Annotated in this window: 26 protein-coding genes; 6 read left to right on the plus strand and 20 right to left on the minus strand. The window is 39.6% G+C overall.

What is annotated here, in order from left to right; all coding sequences use genetic code 11:
• Positions 1 to 137 precede the first annotated feature (137 nt).
• Positions 138 to 1163, plus strand: coding sequence for a hypothetical protein (locus AC1M9L_RS05170; protein ID WP_035265371.1), 1026 nt, complete (start codon positions 138 to 140; stop codon positions 1161 to 1163).
• On the opposite strand, the gene AC1M9L_RS05175 is transcribed toward AC1M9L_RS05170, so the two are convergent.
• The 6 genes from AC1M9L_RS05175 to AC1M9L_RS05200 all read right to left on the minus strand — a co-directional run bounded on the left by AC1M9L_RS05175 (position 1148) and on the right by AC1M9L_RS05200 (position 3906).
• The gene (locus AC1M9L_RS05175) at positions 1148 to 1687 is read right to left on the minus strand and encodes an AAA family ATPase (RefSeq protein WP_481591522.1); all 540 of its coding nucleotides are present in this window, start codon (positions 1685 to 1687) and stop codon (positions 1148 to 1150) included. The two genes, AC1M9L_RS05170 and AC1M9L_RS05175, sit on opposite strands and share 16 nt — an antisense overlap.
• 83 nt (positions 1688 to 1770) lie before the next feature.
• Complete coding sequence (gene rplT / locus AC1M9L_RS05180; protein ID WP_004867327.1) at positions 1771 to 2130, minus strand: 50S ribosomal protein L20; 360 nt, start codon at positions 2128 to 2130, stop codon at positions 1771 to 1773.
• 11 nt (positions 2131 to 2141) lie between these two features.
• Positions 2142 to 2336 (minus strand): 50S ribosomal protein L35, encoded by a 195-nt coding sequence (gene rpmI, locus AC1M9L_RS05185; protein WP_004278281.1) that lies wholly within the window; start codon positions 2334 to 2336, stop codon positions 2142 to 2144.
• A gap of 158 nt (positions 2337 to 2494) precedes the next feature.
• Entirely contained in the window at positions 2495 to 2920 is a 426-nt protein-coding gene (locus AC1M9L_RS05190; protein WP_481591523.1) for a YqaA family protein, read from the minus strand.
• Positions 2920 to 3216 carry a hypothetical protein gene (locus AC1M9L_RS05195; protein WP_481591524.1) on the minus strand — a complete coding sequence of 99 codons (297 nt, stop codon included), beginning with the start codon at positions 3214 to 3216 and terminating at the stop codon, positions 2920 to 2922. Before AC1M9L_RS05195 ends, AC1M9L_RS05190 begins: the two co-directional genes overlap by 1 nt.
• A gap of 72 nt (positions 3217 to 3288) precedes the next feature.
• Positions 3289 to 3906 carry a glutathione S-transferase family protein gene (locus AC1M9L_RS05200; protein ID WP_481591525.1) on the minus strand — a complete coding sequence of 206 codons (618 nt, stop codon included), beginning with the start codon at positions 3904 to 3906 and terminating at the stop codon, positions 3289 to 3291.
• A 281-nt stretch (positions 3907 to 4187) separates the two neighbouring features.
• On the opposite strand from AC1M9L_RS05200, the gene AC1M9L_RS05205 reads away from it, so the two are divergent.
• Complete coding sequence (locus AC1M9L_RS05205) at positions 4188 to 4658, plus strand: Hsp20 family protein (RefSeq protein ID WP_481591526.1); 471 nt, start codon at positions 4188 to 4190, stop codon at positions 4656 to 4658.
• Positions 4659 to 5101: 443 nt separating this feature from the next.
• Here the strand turns inward: AC1M9L_RS05205 and infC are convergent, their stop codons facing one another.
• Positions 5102 to 5653 carry a translation initiation factor IF-3 gene (infC, locus tag AC1M9L_RS05210; RefSeq protein ID WP_081403231.1) on the minus strand — a complete coding sequence of 184 codons (552 nt, stop codon included), beginning with the start codon at positions 5651 to 5653 and terminating at the stop codon, positions 5102 to 5104.
• A 5-nt stretch (positions 5654 to 5658) separates the two neighbouring features.
• Positions 5659 to 7581 carry a threonine--tRNA ligase gene (thrS, locus tag AC1M9L_RS05215; protein ID WP_481591527.1) on the minus strand — a complete coding sequence of 641 codons (1923 nt, stop codon included), beginning with the start codon at positions 7579 to 7581 and terminating at the stop codon, positions 5659 to 5661.
• 325 nt (positions 7582 to 7906) lie between these two features.
• Between thrS and AC1M9L_RS05220 the strand changes: the two genes are divergently transcribed.
• A complete protein-coding gene (locus AC1M9L_RS05220; protein ID WP_481591528.1) occupies positions 7907 to 9526 on the plus strand; it encodes a glutamate synthase-related protein in 1620 nt (539 codons plus the stop codon).
• Positions 9527 to 9584: 58 nt separating this feature from the next.
• Here the strand turns inward: AC1M9L_RS05220 and AC1M9L_RS05225 are convergent, their stop codons facing one another.
• Genes AC1M9L_RS05225 through AC1M9L_RS05235 form a run of 3 tightly spaced genes read right to left on the minus strand, consistent with a single transcriptional unit; the run spans position 9585 to position 13816 of the window.
• Positions 9585 to 10784 carry an alanine racemase gene (locus AC1M9L_RS05225; protein ID WP_481591529.1) on the minus strand — a complete coding sequence of 400 codons (1200 nt, stop codon included), beginning with the start codon at positions 10782 to 10784 and terminating at the stop codon, positions 9585 to 9587.
• Between the two features lie 3 nt (positions 10785 to 10787).
• The gene (locus AC1M9L_RS05230) at positions 10788 to 12077 is read right to left on the minus strand and encodes a D-arabinono-1,4-lactone oxidase (protein WP_481591530.1); all 1290 of its coding nucleotides are present in this window, start codon (positions 12075 to 12077) and stop codon (positions 10788 to 10790) included.
• The gene (locus tag AC1M9L_RS05235) at positions 12074 to 13816 is read right to left on the minus strand and encodes a neutral/alkaline non-lysosomal ceramidase N-terminal domain-containing protein (RefSeq protein WP_481591531.1); all 1743 of its coding nucleotides are present in this window, start codon (positions 13814 to 13816) and stop codon (positions 12074 to 12076) included. The genes AC1M9L_RS05230 and AC1M9L_RS05235 overlap by 4 nt, the downstream gene beginning before the upstream one ends.
• 264 nt (positions 13817 to 14080) lie before the next feature.
• Here AC1M9L_RS05235 and AC1M9L_RS05240 point away from each other — a divergent pair, with 264 nt between their 5' ends.
• Entirely contained in the window at positions 14081 to 15721 is a 1641-nt protein-coding gene (locus AC1M9L_RS05240; RefSeq protein WP_481587552.1) for an acyl-CoA synthetase, read from the plus strand.
• 57 nt (positions 15722 to 15778) lie between these two features.
• Here the strand turns inward: AC1M9L_RS05240 and yjgA are convergent, their stop codons facing one another.
• From yjgA to mazG, 9 genes are all read right to left on the minus strand, one after another.
• Entirely contained in the window at positions 15779 to 16312 is a 534-nt protein-coding gene (gene yjgA, locus AC1M9L_RS05245; protein ID WP_035265351.1) for a ribosome biogenesis factor YjgA, read from the minus strand.
• 2 nt (positions 16313 to 16314) lie between these two features.
• Positions 16315 to 16584, minus strand: a complete 270-nt coding sequence (locus tag AC1M9L_RS05250) for an HPr family phosphocarrier protein (RefSeq protein WP_035265349.1) — start codon at positions 16582 to 16584, stop codon at positions 16315 to 16317.
• Complete coding sequence (rapZ, locus tag AC1M9L_RS05255) at positions 16581 to 17432, minus strand: RNase adapter RapZ (protein WP_035265345.1); 852 nt, start codon at positions 17430 to 17432, stop codon at positions 16581 to 16583. Before rapZ ends, AC1M9L_RS05250 begins: the two co-directional genes overlap by 4 nt.
• A 39-nt stretch (positions 17433 to 17471) precedes the next feature.
• Positions 17472 to 18311 carry a pantoate--beta-alanine ligase gene (gene panC, locus AC1M9L_RS05260; protein WP_481591532.1) on the minus strand — a complete coding sequence of 280 codons (840 nt, stop codon included), beginning with the start codon at positions 18309 to 18311 and terminating at the stop codon, positions 17472 to 17474.
• A gap of 2 nt (positions 18312 to 18313) precedes the next feature.
• On the minus strand, positions 18314 to 19123 hold the full coding sequence (gene panB, locus AC1M9L_RS05265) for a 3-methyl-2-oxobutanoate hydroxymethyltransferase (protein ID WP_481591533.1): 810 nt from the start codon (positions 19121 to 19123) through the stop codon (positions 18314 to 18316).
• A gap of 40 nt (positions 19124 to 19163) precedes the next feature.
• Positions 19164 to 19652, minus strand: a complete 489-nt coding sequence (gene folK, locus AC1M9L_RS05270) for a 2-amino-4-hydroxy-6-hydroxymethyldihydropteridine diphosphokinase (protein WP_481591534.1) — start codon at positions 19650 to 19652, stop codon at positions 19164 to 19166.
• Positions 19649 to 21106, minus strand: a complete 1458-nt coding sequence (pcnB, locus tag AC1M9L_RS05275) for a polynucleotide adenylyltransferase PcnB (RefSeq protein ID WP_481588712.1) — start codon at positions 21104 to 21106, stop codon at positions 19649 to 19651. Before pcnB ends, folK begins: the two co-directional genes overlap by 4 nt.
• Positions 21107 to 21259: 153 nt before the next feature.
• Positions 21260 to 21670 (minus strand): helix-hairpin-helix domain-containing protein, encoded by a 411-nt coding sequence (locus AC1M9L_RS05280; RefSeq protein ID WP_481591535.1) that lies wholly within the window; start codon positions 21668 to 21670, stop codon positions 21260 to 21262.
• Positions 21663 to 22457 (minus strand): nucleoside triphosphate pyrophosphohydrolase, encoded by a 795-nt coding sequence (mazG, locus tag AC1M9L_RS05285; RefSeq protein WP_481591536.1) that lies wholly within the window; start codon positions 22455 to 22457, stop codon positions 21663 to 21665. Before mazG ends, AC1M9L_RS05280 begins: the two co-directional genes overlap by 8 nt.
• Before the next feature lie 107 nt (positions 22458 to 22564).
• Here mazG and AC1M9L_RS05290 point away from each other — a divergent pair, with 107 nt between their 5' ends.
• Together AC1M9L_RS05290 and AC1M9L_RS05295 are read left to right on the plus strand one after the other, a co-directional pair.
• Positions 22565 to 23341, plus strand: coding sequence for an SDR family oxidoreductase (locus AC1M9L_RS05290; RefSeq protein ID WP_481591537.1), 777 nt, complete (start codon positions 22565 to 22567; stop codon positions 23339 to 23341).
• Positions 23342 to 23420: 79 nt separating this feature from the next.
• Entirely contained in the window at positions 23421 to 23852 is a 432-nt protein-coding gene (locus AC1M9L_RS05295; RefSeq protein WP_481588708.1) for a hypothetical protein, read from the plus strand.
• Positions 23853 to 23907: the final 55 nt, after the last annotated feature.

A 23907-nucleotide genomic window follows, 5' to 3' on the forward strand; every position in this document is an offset into this window, starting at 1 on the left:
ATATAACTGCGCATTCTAACAGCTTTTATAGCTCCGTATGAAGATCAGCAAGTGTTAAAATTGGATGTGGAATTAAATTGGAAATTACATTTATAAAAAGTTTAAGATATGCGCAATGATCATTGAGAAGATATGTCATGGCATTAGATCAAATTTGGAAACAACAGCTCACACTCGTGACTTACGGCAATGAGTTTTTAAGTCAGGATTTAAGTTTTCAACACTGGAAAAATCATGCGATTTTTAATCAGCACCATTTCCTTTTTCGAGATTTAAATACGCAACACTTATTGGCACAACATTTCCAAGTTTGGTTAGAAAGCTTAAAACGTCAGGGTGTCACACGCTTAAGCCTACATAACTCAAGTTTATTAATCGATGAAAAAAATCCCAATCCAAATGTTGAGCTTTTACCATATCCCCATTTCATTGTCAGTCATCACCGCAATGTAAAAACAGCATGGATCTGTGGTAAAGAACTTGCCGAATGGTATAGTTCTGAACAAGACTTCGACATACCAAACAACCAAACACTCCCTGCACGAATTGAAACATTTTGGCGTTTTGATCTATCCACCCAACATATCAAACGTGTTGAGGCAGATCTTCAAGCACCTAATTGGAATGATATTCACGACTACACAGAGAATGAGCTGTTCGATCGCGCATTAGCACAAGGGGTGGAATCCGTTAAACGTGGCGCAATCTTTTATGGTACTGACGATCAATCACCCTCCAACGCTGGAGCTGCCTTACCATTACTGCCACAAGATTATGCAGCACCTTATGCCAATGAAACCTTAGTGCGTTTCATGCATCTAGAACAACATTTAAAGATTCAAAAACGAAAGCTTTTGGAGCAAGATCATCAAGAATCTCTTGAGGAAGAAAAACAACTGAAGGTATTTCAACAAAAGTTAGATGACCTGAGTGCAAAATTCATTACTAAAGTAGCAAATCACTATAAAACTGCTCATTTAAAAAGCCCCGAAATTCACTCCCCTTTGGATGAAGCCTTAACACATACTCAACATGGAAAACGCTTTTTCAACAATGATTCCAGTTCTCACCAACCCACACCTAAAACAGGTAAATCAAATGTGTTTGCCCTCATTTTAGTCACTGCAATAATCTGTTTCTGCGCTTACTATTTTGGACTGTGATGTTTTAAAAATTCATCTAATTGTTCAGTTTTATGAAAATGTAGCCACTTTATATGATGATATTGAGTGGCATTCATCATCTGCAAATATTTAAGTCTATTTTTCCCATGTGTTTGGACTACCCACAATATTATTGAGTCTTTACTTAACAATTTCGCCCAATGTTCTCTATTGTTAGAATTTTTCCATATTTTCTTTTGGCTAATCACACGGTATAGCGACCTCTTAATCACACGATAAAGATTTACGCGTAGTGAAAAATCCAACCACATCACAGTGTCGATCTCACTTAAGATTAAATTTTGAATCAGAGAATAATTACCATCAATCACGAAGCCCTTATTCATAGACCTAACACGATTTATAAATTTTTCTTGAAATTCTATTGAAGATGACTCAGTCCAGTTATCCAACCAAAAGAGATTATCAAGTTCAATATGATCGACTTGCAGTTGAGCAGCCAACTTACGTGCAAAGGTTGTTTTCCCAGATGCTGCTGTACCGACGACCATAATTTTATTCATACTAATCTCTTGGCTTTATTTGATCGTAAACAATGAAAATAAAAAAGACCGCTAAAAAGCGGTCTTTTTCTCATCTACGATGATTAAGCAGCTAATGCGCCTTTAGCTTTTTCAGCTAAAGCAGCAAATGCAACTGCGTCATGCATAGCGATGTCAGCAAGTACGCGACGGTCGATGATCACTTGAGCTTTTTTCAAGCCATCGATCATACGGCTGTACGACAAACCATTTTGACGTGCACCAGCATTGATACGCGCAATCCATAAAGCACGGAATTGACGTTTCTTTTGACGACGGTCACGGTAAGCATATTGACCTGCTTTGATTACCGCTTGGAACGCTACGCGGTAAACGCGTGAACGAGCACCATAGTAACCTTTAGCGCGAGCAAGAATTTTTTTGTGACGGCGATGAGCCTGTACACCACGTTTTACACGAGCCATTTATAATCTCCTTAGATGTACGGGCACATACGACGAACTGAAGCAACGTCACTTACGTGAACCATTACACAGCCGCGCAATTGACGAATACGCTTAGCAGATTTTTTGGTCAAAATGTGGCGTTTGAACGCTTGTTTACGCTTAAAACCGTTAGCAGTCGCTTTGAAGCGTTTTGCTGCACCACGGCGAGTTTTCATCTTAGGCATAACAACCTCTTTTGAACACCTGTTCGGCTCGTTTGCACCATTACAATACGACCTGCAGGTAAGGGAGCGAGTATTCTATAGCATCTTTGCGCAAAACAAAAGCACCGTTAATCTTGATTCAGACAAATTAATCTTGATGAGTTTTACTCTACGAAAATTTAGAACAAACCAAGATACACCCAGTAGATAAATAGATATCGACCTGTTTTCGCTATACCCACCACGAAGATAAATTTCCAGAATTTTTCTTTCAAGATTCCTGCAATTAAGGTGATTGGATCACCAATGATAGGCACCCAACTTAAAAGAAGTGACCATGTACCATACTGCTGATAAGCCCGTTGAGCACGAATCATTTGATCTGACTTAAATGGAAACCACTTTTTGGTTTTAAACTGCTCTATTTTTAAGCCCAACCACCAATTAACGCATGAACCCATCACATTCGCTACACTTGCAACAAAAATAAGCATCCACGGCGAAAATTGTTTTAAAGCAAATGACCCCAACAATACTGCTTCGGACTGTAAGGGCAATAAAGTGGCGGCTCCAAAGGCACTTAAGAACAATAAAATCAGATTCATTAACTGGACTTGTTCGCCGCTAAAAGTTTCTGCGTTTTGCGATATTCTTTTATCGACCACGCAATTGCCAACACTACTATGATGACACGTAGCACCGTATATTTACTCGTAATTGCTGGAATCACCTGTTTTAATTGATCCCTAGAATCTGGTTCGATTGCTGCAATGATATTTTGCACATGAAATATTTCGACGATATAAGAAGCAACACAGAGTAAAATACCAGCAATAATTGCCCAGTATACTTTTGAATTAGATTCAACAATTTTGCTAAAATTTAAAAAAAAATCCTTCATGGCAGTTCTCCATAAAAAAACCACCAAATGGTGGTTTAGATATGTAAAGTTTATCACACTTAAATCCGTGATCTACTTTAGTAGTGCAAGCGCCTTTTGTACCGCTGGTCTCTGTTGGATACGTTGAATATAAGCTTCCACCTCAGCAAACTCTGCTAAATGAATACTTTGCCACTCGTGCCGCATCAACCAAGGGAAAATTGCCATATCCGCAATAGAGTACTCACCTGCCACATAGTCTTGCCCAACTAACTGCTTATTGAGCACCCCATATAATCTTTTGGTTTCTGTAATGTAGCGCTCGATCGCATAAGGGATTTTCTCTTTAGCAAATTTAGCGAAATGATGATTTTGACCTAACATCGGTCCTAGACCACCCATTTGCCACATCAACCACTGCTCAACCTGAATCCTCGCGATTTCGTGCTGAGGATAGAATTGTCCCGTTTTACGTCCTAAATATTGCAGTATTGCACCAGATTCGAAAATCGAAATTGCTTGATTATTTGGTCCATTTTGATCAACTATCGCAGGAATTTTATTATTAGGAGAAATCGCAAGAAAGTCAGCTTGGAACTGATCATTTTCTAAGATATTGATTGGATAGATTTGATAATCTAAAGCCATTTCTTCGAGTGCAATTGTTATTTTTAATCCGTTGGGTGTTCCCCAATAATATAAATCGATCATTACAGTTCAGGCTCCATATGCCCTTTGTTGATTGATTTATCCACCATAAATCATTTCAAACCAAACAACAAGGATAGAAATTTTTTATTTATAAATTATAAAAAATCAATTATTTATAAAATAATTTTAAAATTTTTTTGAATTTATTATTGAAAAATTTCGGTCTGAACCTATATAAAAAATTGCCAGATTAATGATGATCATCTGGTTCTGTTGATGATAGTCATGACAGAACAACATTCTTATTTTTATGACTTTGCTGACCTCAGGAGGTTTTAATCATGAGTAACTTAAATCTTCATCCATTGTTTCGTCGTAGTATTGGTTTTGATCGTTTAAACGATTTTATTGATTACGCAATGCAAAGTGATGCTCCAAACTACCCACCTTATAACATTGAAAAAAAAGGTGAGAACAGATATCGCATCGTGGTCGCTACTGCAGGATTTAGTCAAGATGAGTTAAATATCAGTCTTGAAAATCAACTTCTCTCAATCACAGGAAAACCGGAAGCTATTCAATCTGAACAAACCGAATATCTTCATAAAGGAATTGCGCGTCGTTCATTTAAATTATCGCTTCGCTTAGATGAACATATTGAAGTTCAACAAGCAGATTATGAAAATGGCTTATTAGTGATCGACTTAGAGCGTATCATTCCAGAAGAGAAATTACCTCGACAAATTCCAATTGGCAAAAAACTTCTGTTAGAAAATACAGAGTCTACTGAAAAAACAGTTCATCTCGAATAAAGCATCGAACTTAATGAGTCACAAAAAAAGCCGATGCAAAAGTATCGGCTTTTTTTATAGATCAAATCTACAGGTACTTTGAGCAACGAATTTCCTGATGTGCTGATGTGCAATATAAAAAATCCTTTTTGGGTCATCTTTCAAGACAGTAAACACTCTAAACCTATTCAGTTTTACCATCCATCTAGAATTTTCTATGCATAAGTACGAGTTTACCTGTCGAAATAATTACATTTTCTACTCAAGCCACAAAATGATTCGAGAAGTTTAAAATATACGTTTATTAGACTTCACTAAAGTACTGCCTGATGGAAATATTCAACTGATGATTTATACCCCAACTACAGTCGTTCCTCTCTTTACCAACTCAGGATGTACCTATATCCCTTCAATCAACATATAAAAAAGCCCTGCATGTGCAGGGCTTTTTCTCTAAATCGGTTTTACTTTTTCTTTTTAGGACCAAGTAACATACCCATTTGACGGCCTTCCATTTTTGGTGCTTGTTCCACTACACCGATTTCAGCCACATCAGCTTCAATCTTTTGTAATTGAGCAAGACCCAATTGTTGGTGAGCCATCTCACGACCACGGAAACGTAGAGTAATTTTAACTTTGTTGCCTTCTTCAAGGAATTTCAGAATAGCACGCAACTTAACATTGTAATCACCAACGTCTGTACCAGGACGCAACTTGATCTCTTTAACCTGAACTTGATGCTGCTTTTTCTTAGCATCTTTTTGCTTTTGCTTCAGATCAAATAAATGCTTGTTGTAATCCATGATTTTACAAACAGGCGGCTCTGCATTCGCAACGATCTCAACGAGGTCAAGATCAACTTCTTCTGCAGCACGCAACGCTTCAGCAAGTGAAACGATGCCTTTTTGTTCTCCGTCAGCGCCAACGAGACGTACTTCTTTCGCACGAATCTCATCATTTAATGCAGGACGATTGCTTTTAGCACCTTGTTGTTGGTTACGGTCAGGCTGTTTAATCTTTCTTACTCCACAATATACCGGCCGCGTTCGGCTACGGCTACTTTCACTAAGTCAACGAATGCATCGATAGACATAGTACCTAAATTTGTTCCAGAGCGGGTACGTACATTCACTGTACCTTCCTCTACTTCTCGATCCCCAAGCACCAATAGGTATGGAATACGCTCTAAAGTACGCTCACGAATCTTAAAGCCGATTTTCTCATTTCTCAAGTCTGAAATCGCTCGAATGCCATTTTCTTGCAATTTAGCGACGACTGACTGACAAGCATCTGCTTGAGAATCGGTAATATTCATCACACATGCTTGAATTGGTGCCAACCATGGTGGCATAAATCCAGCGTAGTGTTCAATAAGTATACCAATAAAACGTTCAAAACTGCCAAGAATTGCACGATGAAGCATCACAGGATGATCACGATCGTTGTCTTCAGTGACATAAGATGCATCTAAACGTAATGGCAAGTTAAAATCGCATTGGATTGTACCGCACTGCCAGATACGACCTAAACAATCTTTCAAAGAAAATTCAATTTTAGGACCGTAGAACGCACCCTCACCAGGTTGTAAATCCCAAGCGAGACCTGCTGCATCCAGTGCGTCAGCTAAAGATTTTTCAGCAACATCCCAAAGCTTATCATCCCCTACACGCTTTTCTGGACGTGTTGAGAGTTTCATTTGCACTTCTTCAAAACCGAAATCTTTATAAACATCTAAAGTCAGTTTAATAAAGTCAGCAACTTCTTGACCAATTTGCTCAGTTGTACAGAAAATGTGTGCGTCATCTTGGGTGAAACCACGAACACGCATAATCCCGTGTAATGAACCCGATGGTTCGTTACGGTGACATGAACCAAATTCAGCAAGACGAATTGGTAAATCACGGTAAGATTTTAAACCTTGGTTAAACACTTGAACATGACATGGGCAGTTCATTGGTTTAACGGCATAGTTACGGTTTTCAGAATGTGTAGTAAACATGTTTTCTGCATAGTTTGCAGCATGTCCTGATTTTTCCCACAGACTAAAATCGACCACCTGAGGTGTGCGAATCTCTTGATAACCATTGTCCTGCTGAACTTTACGCATGTATTGTTCTAAAACTTGATAGATCGTCCAGCCATTTGGATGCCAGAACACCATGCCTGGTGCTTCTTCTTGCATGTGGAACAGATCAAGCGCTTTACCAATTTTACGGTGGTCACGCTTTTCAGCTTCTTCAATACGCTTGATATAAGCAGCCAACTGCTTCTTATCCGCCCAAGCCGTACCATAAATACGTTGAAGCTGTTCGTTTTTCGCATCACCACGCCAGTAAGCACCTGACATCTTCGTCAACTTAAATGACTTTAAGAATTTAGTGTTTGGTACGTGTGGACCACGACACATATCCACATATTCTTGATGATAGTAAAGACCCATTTGAGTCTCATCTGGCATATCTTCGATGAGGCGTAATTTATAATCTTCACCACGCTCAGTGAATACTTTGATCACTTCATCACGAGGTGTCATCTTTTTAATGACATCATAATCTTGATCGATGAGCTTTTTCATACGCTCTTCGATGGCAGCCATATCATCTGGTGTAAATGGTTTTTCACTGTAGATATCGTAATAGAAACCATCTTCAATGACAGGTCCAATCACCATCTTTGCTTCGGGGAAAAGCTGCTTCACTGCGTGACCAACTAAATGGGCACAAGAGTGACGAATAATTTCAATACCTTCATCATCTTTAGGCGTAATGATCTGCAACGTGGCATCATCAGTGATTAAGTCACATGCATCAACTAGATGGCCGTTTACACGACCTGCAACCGTATTTTTTGCAAGACCTGGACCGATGCTTTGAGCAACTTCCATGACAGAGACAGCTTGATCAAATTGTTTTTGATCGCCGTTTGGCAAAGTAATAATTGGCATAAAAAATCCTTAAGGAGTGATGCCCCGTACAATGGAGCATGTCACCGCGAGATTATGATCGAGGCGAACCTCAAAAGATAAAAACGGTGGATAAATAAAATCGCTAGAGATTTTACACGTGTCACGTTGTTTAATAAACCGTTAATCGAGCATTAGGCGATAGCAGTTTTAATTGTGACAAAAATAGTTAAAATATATTCCCAATTTAATATTTAAACCAATATTATCCCAATTATAGAAAAATAATCTTTTATACTTTCTATTAGATGATCAACATACTTTTAAACAAATAAATATAACCCACTGAAATCATTAGGCAGGTCATATGAAATCTCACCCACTAATTGCTTGGTCTACACTCCAGCCGCTTAAACCCGCATATGCTTTAGCAGCCAATGTGGATCTTGTTGTTCTTCGTCTTGAAGATCATGATGAAGAAAAAGTCGTAGTCATGTATGGTCGTTGTCAGCATCGCGGAGCACTCATGTCCGATGCCCATATTCAAGGCGACAAAATTGTATGTGGCCTTCACGGCTCTCATTACATCTATAAAACTGGCATTAACCCGAGATATCTCAATAAAAATCTGCAAAAATTTAAAGCTTGGATTCATGATGATCATGTCTATGTTGACTTAGAAGAAATCGAAGCTTGGGAAAAAAGAAATCCACAGCAATTCAACCGTGATCGTTATCAAGGACTCTACGCAGATTCTCAGCCTGCTCCTGAAGAGCCACACAATAGATTCATCTTAGAATTAGCTCGAAATGGTCTAAAAAATTTCGGTCATCATGGTCCTACCGCAGCCATGGGTGTGCCTTTTGACAAACTTCCAAAATGGGAAGATATTCAACTGGTCACAGCTCAACTTTGGAAAGTTCCTCTACTGGATGATGCCCCCGTTGCAAGCGAAGTGATTATTGGACCAAATGCAAAAAAACCATTGAGACTCAATATTCCATTATTTGTTTCCGACATGAGTTTTGGAGCTTTATCGCAAGAAGCAAAAACTGCACTGGCAATGGGTGCGGAAATGGCAGGTACTGGCATCTGTTCTGGTGAAGGTGGAATGTTAGATGATGAACAAGCCTCGAATTCACGATATTTTTACGAGTTGGCCTCTGGTCGTTTTGGCTATGACATTGAAAAAGTAAAAAAATGCCAAGCTTTTCACTTTAAAGGTGGACAGGCAGCAAAAACAGGAACAGGTGGACATCTACCCGGGCATAAAGTGGTCGGAAAAATTGCAGAAGTACGTGGTTTAGAAGAAGGACAATCCGCGATTTCTCCCGCAACCTTTCCGGATTGGACTGAACTTTCACAGTACAAGGAGTTTGCAAACTATATACGCGAGCAGACAGGTGGCATTCCGATTGGCTTTAAACTGTCTGCACAGCATATCGAAAAAGACATTGATGCTGCGATTGCGATAGGTGTGGACTACATTATTTTAGATGGTCGTGGTGGTGGTACAGGTGCAGCACCAACATTATTCCGTGACAATATTTCAGTGCCGACCATTCCTGCTTTAGCACGGGCACGTCGTCATTTAGATCGTTTAGGACGTCGTGACATTAGTTTGGTCATTACAGGTGGCTTACGTGTCCCTGCTGATTTTATTAAAGCCTTAGCGCTGGGTGCAGATGCCATTGCCGTGTCTAACTCTGCCATGCAGGCAATTGGTTGTTTGGGAATGCGCGCGTGTAATACAAATGAATGCTCTGTCGGTATTGCAACACAAAAAGATCATTTGCGTCGAAGACTCGAAATAGAAAAATCAGCACAGCAACTCGCCAACTTCTTCAATGCTTCAGTCGAGTTGATGCAAGTAATGGCGCGTGCTTGTGGGCATGACCATTTAAGTAAATTTAATTTGGATGACTTAACCACTTGGAAAAAAGAAATCAGTGAATTAACGGGCATCCATTACGGCGGCGTCCAATAAATTTCAAACCAATGCTAAAAAGGGATGATTAACTTCATCCCTTTTTTTCTTTTAATCACTACTCTCTAAAATTTTCCCAAGGTTCAAATCTACTCGTTTCCAAATCAGATGAATTCCACTCATTTTCTTTTCGATAAAGGTACGTGCGATTGAACTGCGGGATGACCACCTCACTCTGGCTCGGTCGAATAAATACATAGTCATCAGGATGGATATCAATTTTACGATCGACACAAATCATTTCCTGGTTGGTGCTTCGTCCATACAATAAATGAGGATGAGATTTTGCTGGATAAACATATTGACCCATCCAATAGCCACCGTAGATAAAAACCGCTTGATGCTTCTGAAAGAATTTTATTTTTTTAAATGAAGGTATCCCTGGCAATGAGACTTCGTCTAATACTTTCAGTACGGGACTCGCAATATATAAAGCGGGTTTAAGCAAAGAAAGATGTTCAGAATCAAAATCGCTGGGCTTTAGCAACATTGAGCCAAATGACAGATCATTACACACACTATGTTTCACGTGAAAACTAAAGGTTGGACTTCCTCCTCCGTTAAAACACAGCTGAGCATGATTTAAATCTGGGAATTGGTGTTTTAAGATGTGCTGATAATTTTGATAAATATGTTGAGACTCAGCATAAGCTGTTTCTGGACGCTTCACCATCTTAGGTAGTTTAGTAACATGCGCATCGTAGCCCATTAAACCACTCAAATTTAGCGTTTTTTGATGCTGCTGAATATAATTGAGCATTTGTATAAATTCAGCAGAATTTTGAACGCCTCCACGATGTAATCCCACATCAATTTCAAGATTGATATTGAAGCTAAATCCCAGTTGATCAGCCAAGGCTTGATATTGTTGCAAACGAGCAAAGGAATCAATTAACCAATGTATCTTGCATTTGATTGGCGTGTGATGGTTTTGATAAAACCTTTCTACTGCACGAATTGGCATCGGCTTGCCAAAGAGTAAATCAGCTTGATCAAAATGATTGAACATCAATTGTAAGTGATCAATATGAAATACCATAAAGTGTTGGGTGTCTAAATCGAAACTTAGCTTTTTTAACAAAGGCAAACAAGCCAAAGATTTAACGACTAACCGCGGTTTTAAGTGCTTTGCCGAAGCTAGCTGCTGTTTTACATAAGCAATATTAAAGTTTAATGCATCGTCATCGATCAAGAGCATAGGTTGACCTAAACCATGTGCCCGCAAATCATCATTCATTTGATTAAAAAAACTATTCATCTCTCATCCTTGTTGCCCAAGTAATAGTTTTTCAAGATAGGGATTGAGAAACTTTCGATGGGGATCGAGCGCTTCTCTGATTTGCATAAATTCATTCCATTTCGGATAAAGAGCTCGCATCTCTTGGTGAGACAGTTGATGCATCTTAGCCCAGTGTGGACGGCCTCGATATTTTTGAAAAATCGGCTCAATAAGATCAAATACTTTTTGAGGTGACTGCTTATAATATTGATGGATTGAAATCGAAATACTGTCTTGCTGATAGAAAGGACTTAGCCAAATATCGTCCCCTTTGACCACGCGGAATTCGATAGGGAAAAAAGAATTTATTTGATATTTTCTAAACGTTGCAATCACTTCTTTGATGCATTGAATACCATTCTCAATTGGAATTTGATATTCCATTTCATTGAATTTGGTATTCCGAGGTGTTGCAAAAATATCACCCGACCAATCAATGAATTCTGTTGGCTTCACAAAAACACCGACTAATTTTTGAAGATATTTCGTCAAAAAAGGGGCTTTTTTAGAAATTTCACAACACCATGTTAAAAGTTGATCCTCAGATGGCCAAGAAGTTTCTCTTGGCTTCACCTCACCCTCTATAACATCAAGTGTTTTAAAAATTAACTGATCTGTAAAAGGGAAAATAAAATACTCCAAATGCCGATGTTGGTGCATCAATTGGAGAAATTGATCAAGGCTTTCTTCTACAGGGGCTAAATGAATTTTCTCTTTCAATTTATATCTAGGGCGGTTTTGCATGGTTATTTTCGTTAATATCCCGAGCGATCCCAACGATACTCTACCTGCCTGAAAAATTTCAGGGTTCTCCGTCTTTGAGCATTGGATTAAATCCCCATTTGCCTGTAATAGCTCAAAATCTTCTACATAGCCTGAAATAGAATATAGCGCTGCACCTGTCCCGTGTGTTCCTGTAGATACAGCACCAGCTAAACTTTGTTGATCAATATCACCCTGATTCATAAGCGACTGCTCATAAGGCGCAAGATGCTGGCCTAAATTGAATAGTCGAGTACCTGCCCATAACGTCGCTTGGCATTTAGCCTGATCAGCATTTAAGACACTTGAAAATCGGTCTAAAGAAATAATAGACGCATCCGTTTTTACCAACGGAGTAAATGAGTGCCCTGCACCAACCACACGAACTTTAGGATGTTGAATCACAATATCCTGTAATTCATGTAATTGGTCTGGATATAAGATATGTTGCGGGTTTGAGTGGCAATATCCCGACCAGTTAGACCAATAATGATGTGTCAGATTACTCATGTTGCCAACTCCTTTTGTGCAACGGCGGTTTGAACATTTCCCCGATTGGTTCTTTTCTCTAATTCTTTTTGAGGTACTGCTTTAGGTACGCAATTTGATAATTGACGTTGTTCAGGTGGCAAACAAATCTGTTTAGCCAAATGTTTAAAATAGGTTTGAAAAGCTGCCAAAGTCCATTGACCAAATAAAGTGTGTCCACCTTCATAGGCTTGTTCTTGATATTCTTCGAATGTCGTGACATAGCCCATATAGTCATTACAATAAGATGCAAACCAAATTTTTGCGTTAGGAAATGTCGGTAATACACTTTTCTGAATGGTATTTAATACGCGCTTACCTGAAGTTGTTGTAAACTCTCCGGGAACACATACCAAAAAAAGTTGACCGATTCGAATGAGCTGAATTGGCACAATATGTGGCACTAAATCGCTTTCTTGAATTGCGCCGGCGTGAACTTGAGCATTCATTTCAGCAATGAGTGGATCTAAAACACCAGGAAGTGAACCTAATTTTTTTCCTAATATCCGATGCTGACCCGATTCAAAAATAATATTTTTGGGTCCTTGAGCATGATAAAGCTTCTGATAATAAGCACTTTCCACTGGATCTTTTGAATTCAATTTACTTCGTTTGAATTGTTTTGAAAGTAAATTCATAGCCATGATCAATGGCTTTGCAGCACCCACACCATCGACTGGTGTGCCCGCAATAAATGCTGTCCCATGACAAGCTTGGCTTGTTATCGCATTGCTATATCCACCTGAAAACTCTGGATCAGCCACAGTATTTGCCATATCCACATACTCGAGTACTGCATCCAAATCTTGATATTGGATGTTTTGATTCTGTTGCTCAAGTAAAGCGGCTAAAGCATACTCACTCTGTATACGACCATTGTTTCTCGCATAGATGTATTCTGCTTCTCCTTTTATCTTTTTTCTGATCTTAGTCTGATTCTTTCCATGGAAGTGTGGTGACACATCGCCTGCTGTTGCTTGTGCAAATATACAAACTGGTCCATCCACCCCAGCAGCACTTAAGGTCTCTTCCGAAAGTGTTGCGGCATAGCCTTTATTATCACCATCGTGAGCGTCTAATTGATTGCCCAAACATGTCGCATGCACACCAAACAGTGACAACAGAGAATGAAGCTTTTCCCCACGATAAAAGCCAAGGACTTGCATTTGTCGATTGATTGCTTTGTAAGTTTCAGATTCATCGACGAATGCAGTATCGAGATTTCGATTATACGCTTTTATCGAGCGATTCCATGCCACAGGGACTTGCTCAGGAATGTCAATTGTCGCTAATCGAATCTCTGTAAAATCGCGATTGGATAATGCCTGTTGAATACTGGATTGCACAGCATCCACAACTGCATCAAGGTGCTCAGGCACAAATCCTGGTGTCGGCATATTATAAAGAGCTTCATAACCACAACCGCCTGGACCTGAATGGGTATGCGTTGCCATTAGAACCAAACGATGCGGATCGAAACGATCCCTCAACGTTTCATTCAAGCGTTGGATTACATTGATTCGAATTGCTGAAGTAATACAGCCAAAATCTAGACAACATAATATCAAGGGGGCATCTTGATCTTTTTGAATGGTCACTGTTCTCGCATACAGCGCAGTTCTTTTTTTATAGGCACGGTGATGCCACATCCCATAGCCAAACATGGCATAGCCTTTGGGTTCGATGTTAATTTCATCTTTCCCCCAACCAACAATATACATATGCAAAATCCTTTTGCTTTTATTATTCGATTTTGAAACTTAAAATCTGTTTAAAATTTACCCTACTTCTCGATCAATTACATTATTCAGCACAAATAAATATCACCAACTTCACGAATAAATCGCAATAAAATGAAGTTAAAAAATATGAAATTTCGCCTAATTGACAAAATGTCACGTTTGCTCGACTAAAGGATAAATGTATTCCGTTTATTTTTTGCTTATCTTTTACTCAGGATTATAAAAATGAAGATGGATACTAAAATGAATTTAAGTCCGTATGACGAACTACCTAGAACGCCAGCAAATTTTGTTGCCCTTTCTCCACTCAGATATTTAGAGCGTGCGGCCTATATCTACCCTCAGCAAGATGCAATTATTCATGGTACACGCCGGATTAGCTGGAAAGAAAAGTACAAACGTTGCCGTCAATTTGCCGATCAGCTGCAAAAGCTTGGTATTCAAAAAAATGATACTGTGTCGGTATTACTTCCAAATATTCCAGCCATGATCGAAGCGCATTTTGCAGTGCCTATGGCAGGCGCTGTACTCAATACATTAAATACGCGCCTAGATGCAAAAACACTCGCATTTATGCTTGAACATGCTGAATCAAAAGTACTTTTAGTTGACCCTGAATTCTCAGAATTAGCACAGGAAGCTTTAGCACAAGTTCCTCAGGACATTTATGTTATCGATGTTGCAGATACTGAATATGAATTCAATGATCAAGCGCCCCGTATTGGAAAAATTGAGTATGAATCTTGGCTTTCACAAGGTAATCCTGAGTTTGAGTGGCAATTACCACAGGATGAATGGGATGCCATCAGCTTAAACTACACCTCAGGCACAACTGGGAATCCAAAAGGTGTGGTCTATCATCATCGTGGGGCTTATATTAATGCAGCGAGTAATATCATTGCTTGTGGTATGACACCCCGTGCCACCTATTTATGGACTTTGCCTCTGTTCCATTGTAATGGATGGTGTTTCGCTTGGACCATGGCCGCCAACGGTGGCACAAATGTTTGTCTTCGAAAAGTAGATCCAGCACAGATCTATCAATTGATCGCGGATCATCAAGTCGATTACTTCTGCGGTGCACCAATTGTATTGTCCATGTTGATCAACACACCAAAAGAGCAACAACGCGAAATTAATCATCGAGTCGAAGTGATGGTTGCTGGTGCAGCGCCACCAGCTGCCATTATTGAAGGTATGCGAAATCTAGGAATCAATGTTACCCACGTCTATGGTCTCACTGAAACCTATGGACCATCAGCACTATGTGCTTCACAAGCAGGCTGGAGTGATTTAAGCATCCAAGAACAAGCTCAACTACATTCACGCCAAGGTGTACCTTATCCACTTCAAGATGGGATGAAAGTATTGGATCCTGAAACAATGCTGCCTGTACCGAATGATGGTCAGACCATGGGGGAAATTATGTTCCGTGGCAACATTGTCATGAAAGGGTACTTGAAGAATCCTGAAGCCACCGCTGAAGCATTTGCTGGTGGATGGTTCCATACTGGCGATCTTGCCGTATGCCAGCCTGATGGTTATGCCAAAATCACAGATCGCTCGAAAGATGTGATTATTTCTGGTGGTGAAAATATTTCTTCACTTGAAGTGGAAGAAGTACTTTATCAACACCCTGCCGTGCTGACAGCTGCAGTTGTTGCAAAACCTGATCCACGTTGGCAAGAAGTTCCATGCGCATTTATTGAATTGAAGCAAGGGCAACAAGCTACACCTGAAGAAATCATTGAATACTGCAAACAACATCTTGCTCGATTCAAGGTACCTAAAGACGTAGTGATTACTGAAATCCCTAAAACTTCAACAGGTAAACTGCAAAAGTTTGTGTTGCGAGATTGGGCAAAAGATCGTGCTGCACTCTAAATATTAAGCATCTAAGAAATAAAAAAGGTCTGAAACATCAGACCTTTTTTTTGACCATTAACGATCAGAGATAAGTGCAACTTGCTGAACGTAATTCAGCAAATTTAACTTAGATTGTGCAACAGCATCCTCACCTAAGTTTTTTTGAATATCACGTTCAATACGAAGTAAATGCTGACGTATTGCATGATGCTCTGCAGCATTGTAAGTCTTCATAAATTCTTTAATAACAGGCTCACCTTGTGCAATCATACGATCGACCCAGCGGTGCAATTGTGCTGTCTTTTTCGCCCCTTGTTGAGGTGTCAAATAAGATAAGATCATGCTCTCGTCTTCATTGCGTAATAATTTACCAATACGCAAAAATTGACGACGACGAGCCTCACCTGATGTTATCAATTGAACATCCAATAAAGCTTCAATTAAGCGCTCTTCCACAGGAAGGCTTTCAATCTTTTTTTTGGGTAACTCAGCAAGTTGAGCCCCTAAAGCAGCCATACGTTGTACAGCTTTCTTTTGTTCAGTTTTACTTGCACGTCCTTCTAAAGACTCAAAATCATCTTCAGTAAAACGTTGCGATCGACGTGCCACGATTATTCAGCCTCGTAAAATTTTGCTGCGAATAATGCTTGAACTTCAGACAAAGCTTTCTCTTCATCTGCCCCTTCAATCACTAGTCTTAATGTAGTTCCTTTGCCTGCACCGAGCATGAGCAAAGACATAATATTTTTGGCATCGACTAATTTATCGCCCTTACCAATTTTAATCGAACTTCGAAATTTGGTAGTGACCTCAATGAGCTTGCCTGACGCACGCGCATGTAATCCTAATTTGTTAATTACGTCAACAGTTGTGTCAATCATGACCAGTGCTTCATTTCTCTATGCAAGACCTGAATAGACCATTGTGCCTCAAGCGCCTTTTTGAGTCTATCCACAATAAATACAGAGCGGTGCTGACCACCTGTACATCCAATCGAAACCGTAATGTAATGGCGATGCCCTTCTGCAAAGGCAGGCAACCACTTCTCTAAAAATTGCTTTAAATCCTCAAACATCATATTCACTTGGTCAAATGATGTCAGGAATTTTTCAATGGGCTCATCTAAACCCGAATATTTTCTAAGCTCTAAATCCCAATGTGGATTGGGTAAATGCCGCACATCAAAAATAAAATCAGCATCCAACGGAATACCATGCTTATATCCAAAAGACTGTAAAATAACAATTAAGTTATCTACCTGCCCTAAGCGGGATAATAATGTATCTTTAAGATCATGGACACTTTTATCTGATGTATCAATCTGTACAGTTGCTCTTAATTGAATCGGCAACAGTAATTGTTTCTCTTCCTGAATGCACTCATTCAGACTTTTAAAACGATTCGCCAGTGGATGAGGTCGACGCGAGGCACTAAAACGAGCAATTAACTCTTGATCTTTGGTGGTGAGATAAATCACCTCGACCTCACCATGTTTTTCCAGTTGCTGATAAACTTGCTCAAATTCTTGCAAATCAGCGCGTGTACTCCGAACATCAACCCCTAAAGCCAATTGTTCTAAATTATTTTCTTGATCTAACTTTCCAACGATCTCAGGAAGTAATGCTAGCGGCAAATTATCGATACAGTAATAACCTAAATCTTCGAGAACCTGCAATGCAGATGACTTCCCTGAACCGGATTGTCCTGTAACAATAAGAATTCGCTTCATGCACCACACCTGACGATCATCATCGAGTTTAATCCTGTTTTAATGACTGATTTGTAAATTGTCGATCAAGCGTGTCGAGCCAATTTTCGCAGCAACAAATAACACAATATCTTGGTCAAATTGCTCAACTGCCTGCAACATTGGATTACGTGCTTCAACATAATCCACGACAAAGCCAGCATTACTTAAAGTTGATTTTATCTCAGCAAGAACCTCTGTAAGCGCTTGACCTTGTTTTAAATTTGTTTCAGCAGTTTTTAAAGATTGATAAATCACTGGTGCAATTTGACGATGTTCAGCCGAAAGATAACCATTACGTGAACTTAATGCCAAACCATCTTCAGCACGTGCAATTGGCACACCAATAATTTCAATCGGCATGTTCAAGTCACGTACCATTGTCTTAATCACAGCCAACTGCTGGTAGTCTTTTTGACCAAAGAATGCAAAATGTGGTTGTACGATATTAAATAACTTCGTTACCACTACCGCAACACCATCAAAGTGCCCCGGACGTTGAGCACCACATAAATCATTGGTGATTTGACCGACACTAATGTTAGTTAAGCGAGGTTGACTGCCATACATTTGCTCAACTGAAGGTGCAAAAATAATGTCACAACCCTCTTCAGCCAACAACTGACTATCTTGATCAAGTGTGCGTGGGTAACTGTCATAATCTTCATTTGGGCCAAATTGAATCGGATTCACAAAAATACTGACCACAACCACATCACATAATTTACGTGCTTCACGTACTAAATTTAAGTGACCTTGATGTAGATTCCCCATGGTCGGGACAAAACCAATAGTCTTTCGTGCTTGACGAGCAGCATGAAGTGATGCGGTTAAACCATGGATTGTTGTTTCAGTTTTCATGATTAAAGCTCAACTTGGAACGTATGTTCTTTAGCAGGGAAAGATTGATCTAGTACAGCAGCATGATACGATTTGATTGCATCAAGAATGGCTGTTTCACCAGACTGTTCTTTCATAAAATTACGTACAAAACGTGCAACACGACCGAAGTTTAATCCCAGCATATCTTGAACAACCAGAACTTGCCCATCGGTTTGTGCCCCAGCACCAATACCAATCACAGGTACATGCGGAAATAGTTCTGTAATTTCTTGACCCAATTGTGCAGGTACACACTCTAGCAATAACACTGCAGCCCCAGCCTCAACAACGGCTTTACAATCAGCAATCAGTTGATCCGCAGCTTCACGCGTTTTGGCTTGTAATTTATAGCCACCAAATACATGAACGGATTGTGGCGTTAATCCAAGATGGATACACACTGGAATACCATTGCGAGTCAACACTTCTACCGTTTCAGCAAGCCAAGCACCACCTTCAAGCTTGACCATTTGTGCACCAGCTTGCATCACTTTTTTCGAGTTTACTAATGCATCATTGAGTGTGGCATAACTCATAAAAGGAAGATCAGTTAAGATGAAAGCATGGTTATTTCCACGACGTACAACTGAGGTGTGATAGACCATATCTTCCACATTTACAGGCAACGTTGAATCATGGCCTTGAATAGTCATCCCAAGCGAATCACCAATTAAAATGGTATCTATTTCAGCAATTTCCATTGCCTTCGCCATACTGGCGTCATAACAAGTCAGACATGAAAATTTTCGACCTTGCTGTTTGAATTGTCTTAAATCGCTCAGACTGATCATAAGATGTCCTCTAACACAGTTCCTTAGAACATTTTAAAGTTTAAATATTGATCCAAGATGAATCTGCTAAAACATCCAATTGGCTGTGTTTTGCAATATTCGTTTCTCGAATTTTCTGTCCATGAATTTCTAATTCGACATCCAGATCTAATAACGGCAGTATGACAAAATCTCGCTCAAATATCCCGATATGCGGAACAGTTAAGCGATCATTTTGAATCGTTTGATCACCATATAACAATAGATCTAAATCGAGTGTGCGTTCACCCCAACGACGTAAACGCACCCGCCCTGCTTCATTTTCTATTTTTTGTAATTCATCCAATAATTCAAGCGCCGTTAGACTCGTATCTAAACGAACGACCGCATTGTGGTAATGTGGTTGGTCTTGAGGACCCATAGGTGGACTATGATAAAGCCTTGATGCTTTCACCATACCCAGCATTGCCAGTTTCGTATAGGCTTCTGCCATCAACTGCTGAGAATCACCTAAATTACTTCCCAGTCCAATATATGTTCGTACTGTCATTGGATAGGACCAAACACCACTGTATTTAAATCACGTTTGACACGTTTACGCTTCAAAATAGGATGATCAGCTGCAATACCATTATCCAAAGCGATACTCGCATTTTGCTCTGTTCTTCGCTCATTCGCTGAAGCGGCCTTACGACTGCGGCGGCTACGTGACTCCGTTTCTTTAACTAGCGGTTCAATCTGCTGAGGCTTTGTTTCCGCAACATCTTCGGTCACGGCAACTTTACGTCGTGATTTAGTCCGTTGACGATTGTACTGCGCAATCACACGCTCTTTTTCGTCCAAAGACATCAACTGATAAGCATCCCACCATTGACCCATGCCATTGGTCGTCTGATCTCCAGACTTTTCACGCAGCAACATAAAGTCAAAACCTGCTCTAAAACGAGCATGACCTGAGAGTGCTTCAATTTGCTGAGGTTTTGGGTTCAACAAACGAGTTTGCATTTCCCAAACTTCACGAATAAATGTTTCTGCAAAACGCGGGATAATCGTGCGTGTCGCTTGGCGCTTCAGCACATCTAAGCCAGCTTGAGCACGTGCTTCAGCTGCCACAACACCTTTGTGCATATAAAAATCACAACGCTCAAGGAATGGTTTCCACAACAATACCGCATAGAAAAATGCAGGGTTGATCGTTTTACCAATTTGAATTCGCTGATCTGTATTTTTCGCTGCACGTTCAATAAATGCATCAATATGAGGAGGAATATCTGCAAATAATTGCTTCCAGATTCCAAACTCAATCAACATCGGGAGCACACGATTCAAATGCCCCATTGTGAATAACTTTTGAGATTCATCATATAAACGATGCGGTGATACATCACGTAAAAGCAAGGTTGCCTCAGGTGTAAATACATCTAAAATTGCAGGATCAATTTTAAAGTTAAGTTTCGCAGCAAATCTCAGTGTTCGTAACATACGAACTGGATCTTCTTCAAAACGTAACTTTGGATCCCCCAATAAACGCAATGTTTTTGTTTTTATATCATCAATAGCGTTACAGAAATCAAGAACGATACCCTTACGCGGTTGGTAATACATCGCATTGATTGAGAAATCTCGACGAGCAAAATCTTCTTCAATTGAGCCCCAATTATTATCTCTTAGAATCATCCCTGCAGCAGAAGTCACTGCTTTTTTAGGAGGAGCTCGGAAAGTGGCCACTTCAATTAATTCACGACCAGAATAGACATGAGCCAACTCAAAACGACGACCAATAATTCGGCAACGACGACCAAATACTTCTTTAATTTGTGAAGGTGTCGCATTGGTTACAGCATCGAAATCTTTAGGCGCAAGTCCAAGCATCAAATCACGGACACCACCACCGACGATATAAGCTTCATAGCCGGCTTTAGTTAAAGAATCAATAACATCTAAAATGGAAGAAGGTAATTGTGCAGTGGATAAACCGCACTTTGACGCGTGCAAAGTTTGCAAAAGACGCTGTCTCCTACGTCAGAACGTAAAATCATAATTGTGCTAATCATAGCTCTAACACAATCAAAGGGCAATTTTATTCTCCAAGATTCACCGTCAAAATTGATTAAATTTCAACACCCCTTAGTGCCATTTGATCTCTATAAAAATGTGTTAGAGGGCTAACTGGTTGCGATTCTTTTCGATAAACTTTGGACCTATTCCTTTGACATTTTGAAGTTCATCTACTGACTTAAAACTGCCATGCTTTTGCCGATACTCAATAATTGCAGCAGCTTTCTTCTCACCCACTCCTTTAATCATTTGTAGTTCAACCATTGAAGCCGTATTAAGACGAACTTTAGTTGATTGCCCGACACCACCAGCTGCTTGCTTTGATGATGTATTTACGGCTGGTCGAGATAAATAATGGTTCGCACTTTGCCGGTTAAGTCGTTGATCATGAGCTTCTTGCTCTGCTTTCCATTTTAAGTAAGATTGATCAAACTGTTGTGCATATGCCGAACTGATTAAACTCACACATGCAGTAAATATCAGAAGAAGAAAAGAAATGATGCTATTCATGTTGAACCTGAATTTTATTGTTATGTTGCTTTAGATACACTTTTGCCTGATCCCACAATTGGTCCATTTCTTTGAGACTCATATTTTCAATGGGCGTATTTCTATTTTTTGCCTGCAACTCAATGTATGAAAAACGTTGTTTAAATTTGTGGATGGTTCCAAGTAGAGCCATCTCACTTGAAATGCCGATTTTACGTCCAACATTGATTAAAGAAAATAAACAATCTCCAAACTCTTCTTGTATTTCGTCGGAATTTTGATGGTTGAGGGCTTCTCTTAATTCAGATAACTCTTCATCTAACTTTTCATACGCCTGCTCAACATTTTCGAAATCAAATCCAATCTGAGCTACATTTTTTTGAATTTGCTCGGCTTGATCTAAGGCAGGACCCGCTTTAATTTCATCTAAACGTGATTTAGTTTTGTCTTTGTTCTCTTCAGCCTTAATTTTTTGCCAAAGTTCACTCACCTGCTGTTCATTCAGTTGTTCAAATTGAGCTGATTGAAAGACATGAGGATGTCTTCGAATCAACTTGTCGCACAACGTTTCCACCACATCATGAAAATTAAATGCTCCTTGCTCACTATACATTTGCGCTTGAAATACAACTTGCAGCAGAAGATCTCCTAATTCCTCTTTTACATGCGCTGTATTTTGTGATCGAACTGCTTCTTCAACCTCATAAGCTTCTTCAATCGCATAGCGAGTCAAGCTTTCAGGCGTTTGTTTTTGATCCCATGGACATTTCGCACGAAGCTCTTGCATGATATTTAAAAGTTTTTCCATGAAAGTTGATCTCTAGTGAATGATGAGTTTAAAGTTATTGTTGATTCAATGAACAATCTTATGCTCAACTAGGAACATAAAATGATGTAAAACAACAAGGATTTTCGATGACATCTAGCATTTTTATCAGTGGCGCAGCACAAGGGATTGGCGCAGCTACCGCAAAACTATTCTATCAGCAAGGTTATAAAGTCGGTATTTATGACATCAATCTCGAACAAGCTGAACAATTGGCTCAATCTTTAGGGCCAAATGCTAAAGCGGGTTTGCTAGATGTTTCCCAATACGACCAATGGCAAAGTGCTTTAACTGAGTTCAACGAATGGGCTGGTGAAATAAATATATTATTAAATAATGCTGGCATCTTATATTCAGGGGCATTCGAAAATACAGATATCTCATCGCATCATCGAACATTTAATATCAATGTTAACGGCGTTCTCAATGGCTGTCACGCTGCGCTCCCTTTCTTAAAACAGGCCTCCCACGCACGTATCATCAATATGTCCTCTGCTTCTGCTATCTATGGTCAAGCTGATTTAGTGTCCTATTCAGCAAGTAAATTTGCTGTTCGCGGCATTACAGAAGGTCTTGATGTTGAATGGCAAAAATATGGAATACGCGTATTAGACATCATGCCATTATTTGTTCAGACTGCCATGGTAAAAGGCATGGATGCGGGTACGATTCAAAATATAGGAGTCAGTCTCAGCGCCCAAGACGTTGCTCAGGAAATTTACCGTGTCGCTTGTTTAAAAAACCATCACTTAACCGTGACTCACCATACGGTTGGCATCAAAACTGAATTGATGTATCACCTGTCAAGATTTAGCCCTCAATTGATCAACAGAGTGACAAACTTAATATTAAGTAAAAAGAAATGACAAATTGGTCACATTTGTGTAATATTCTCTCGCCTCAACAGGGGCATTTATAACAATGCGTTACAAATGAGAATATATAATGAAAAAAATTTTAACTTTAGCTATCGCTACTGCTTTAACAACGACTCTTGCTCAAGCTGCGGGTGAACTACCAACGCATCAGCACTCAACTGCTGAACTCAAGGCAATGGATTGTGCAACACTAGCTGTTGAAAAAGCCAATGCTAAGCGTAACTTAGAAAATGCTGATAAAAATATTGCAGCTGCTGCAACCCAAACACCAGCTAAATCATTGAGCAAATGGGCGGGTATGGCAGGTAATGCATTATCTACTTTCGGTGGCAACTCAGAAAAAGCAACAAAGATGGGGCAAGTTGCAAACTCTGTAGCGGGTGAAAGCGATACTTCTGATGCTGCAAATATTCCATTACAGCAACAGATCAAAGCTGCATCACAAGCAAACATTGATAATATTGGAATCTATCAAGGTTCTAAAAAATGCAAAATCTGATTTAACGCTATTTGAGTGATCAGTCATAAAAAAGCCTGCTAAAGCAGGCTTTTTT

The organism is Acinetobacter sp. ANC_7511 (genome assembly GCF_056779975.1).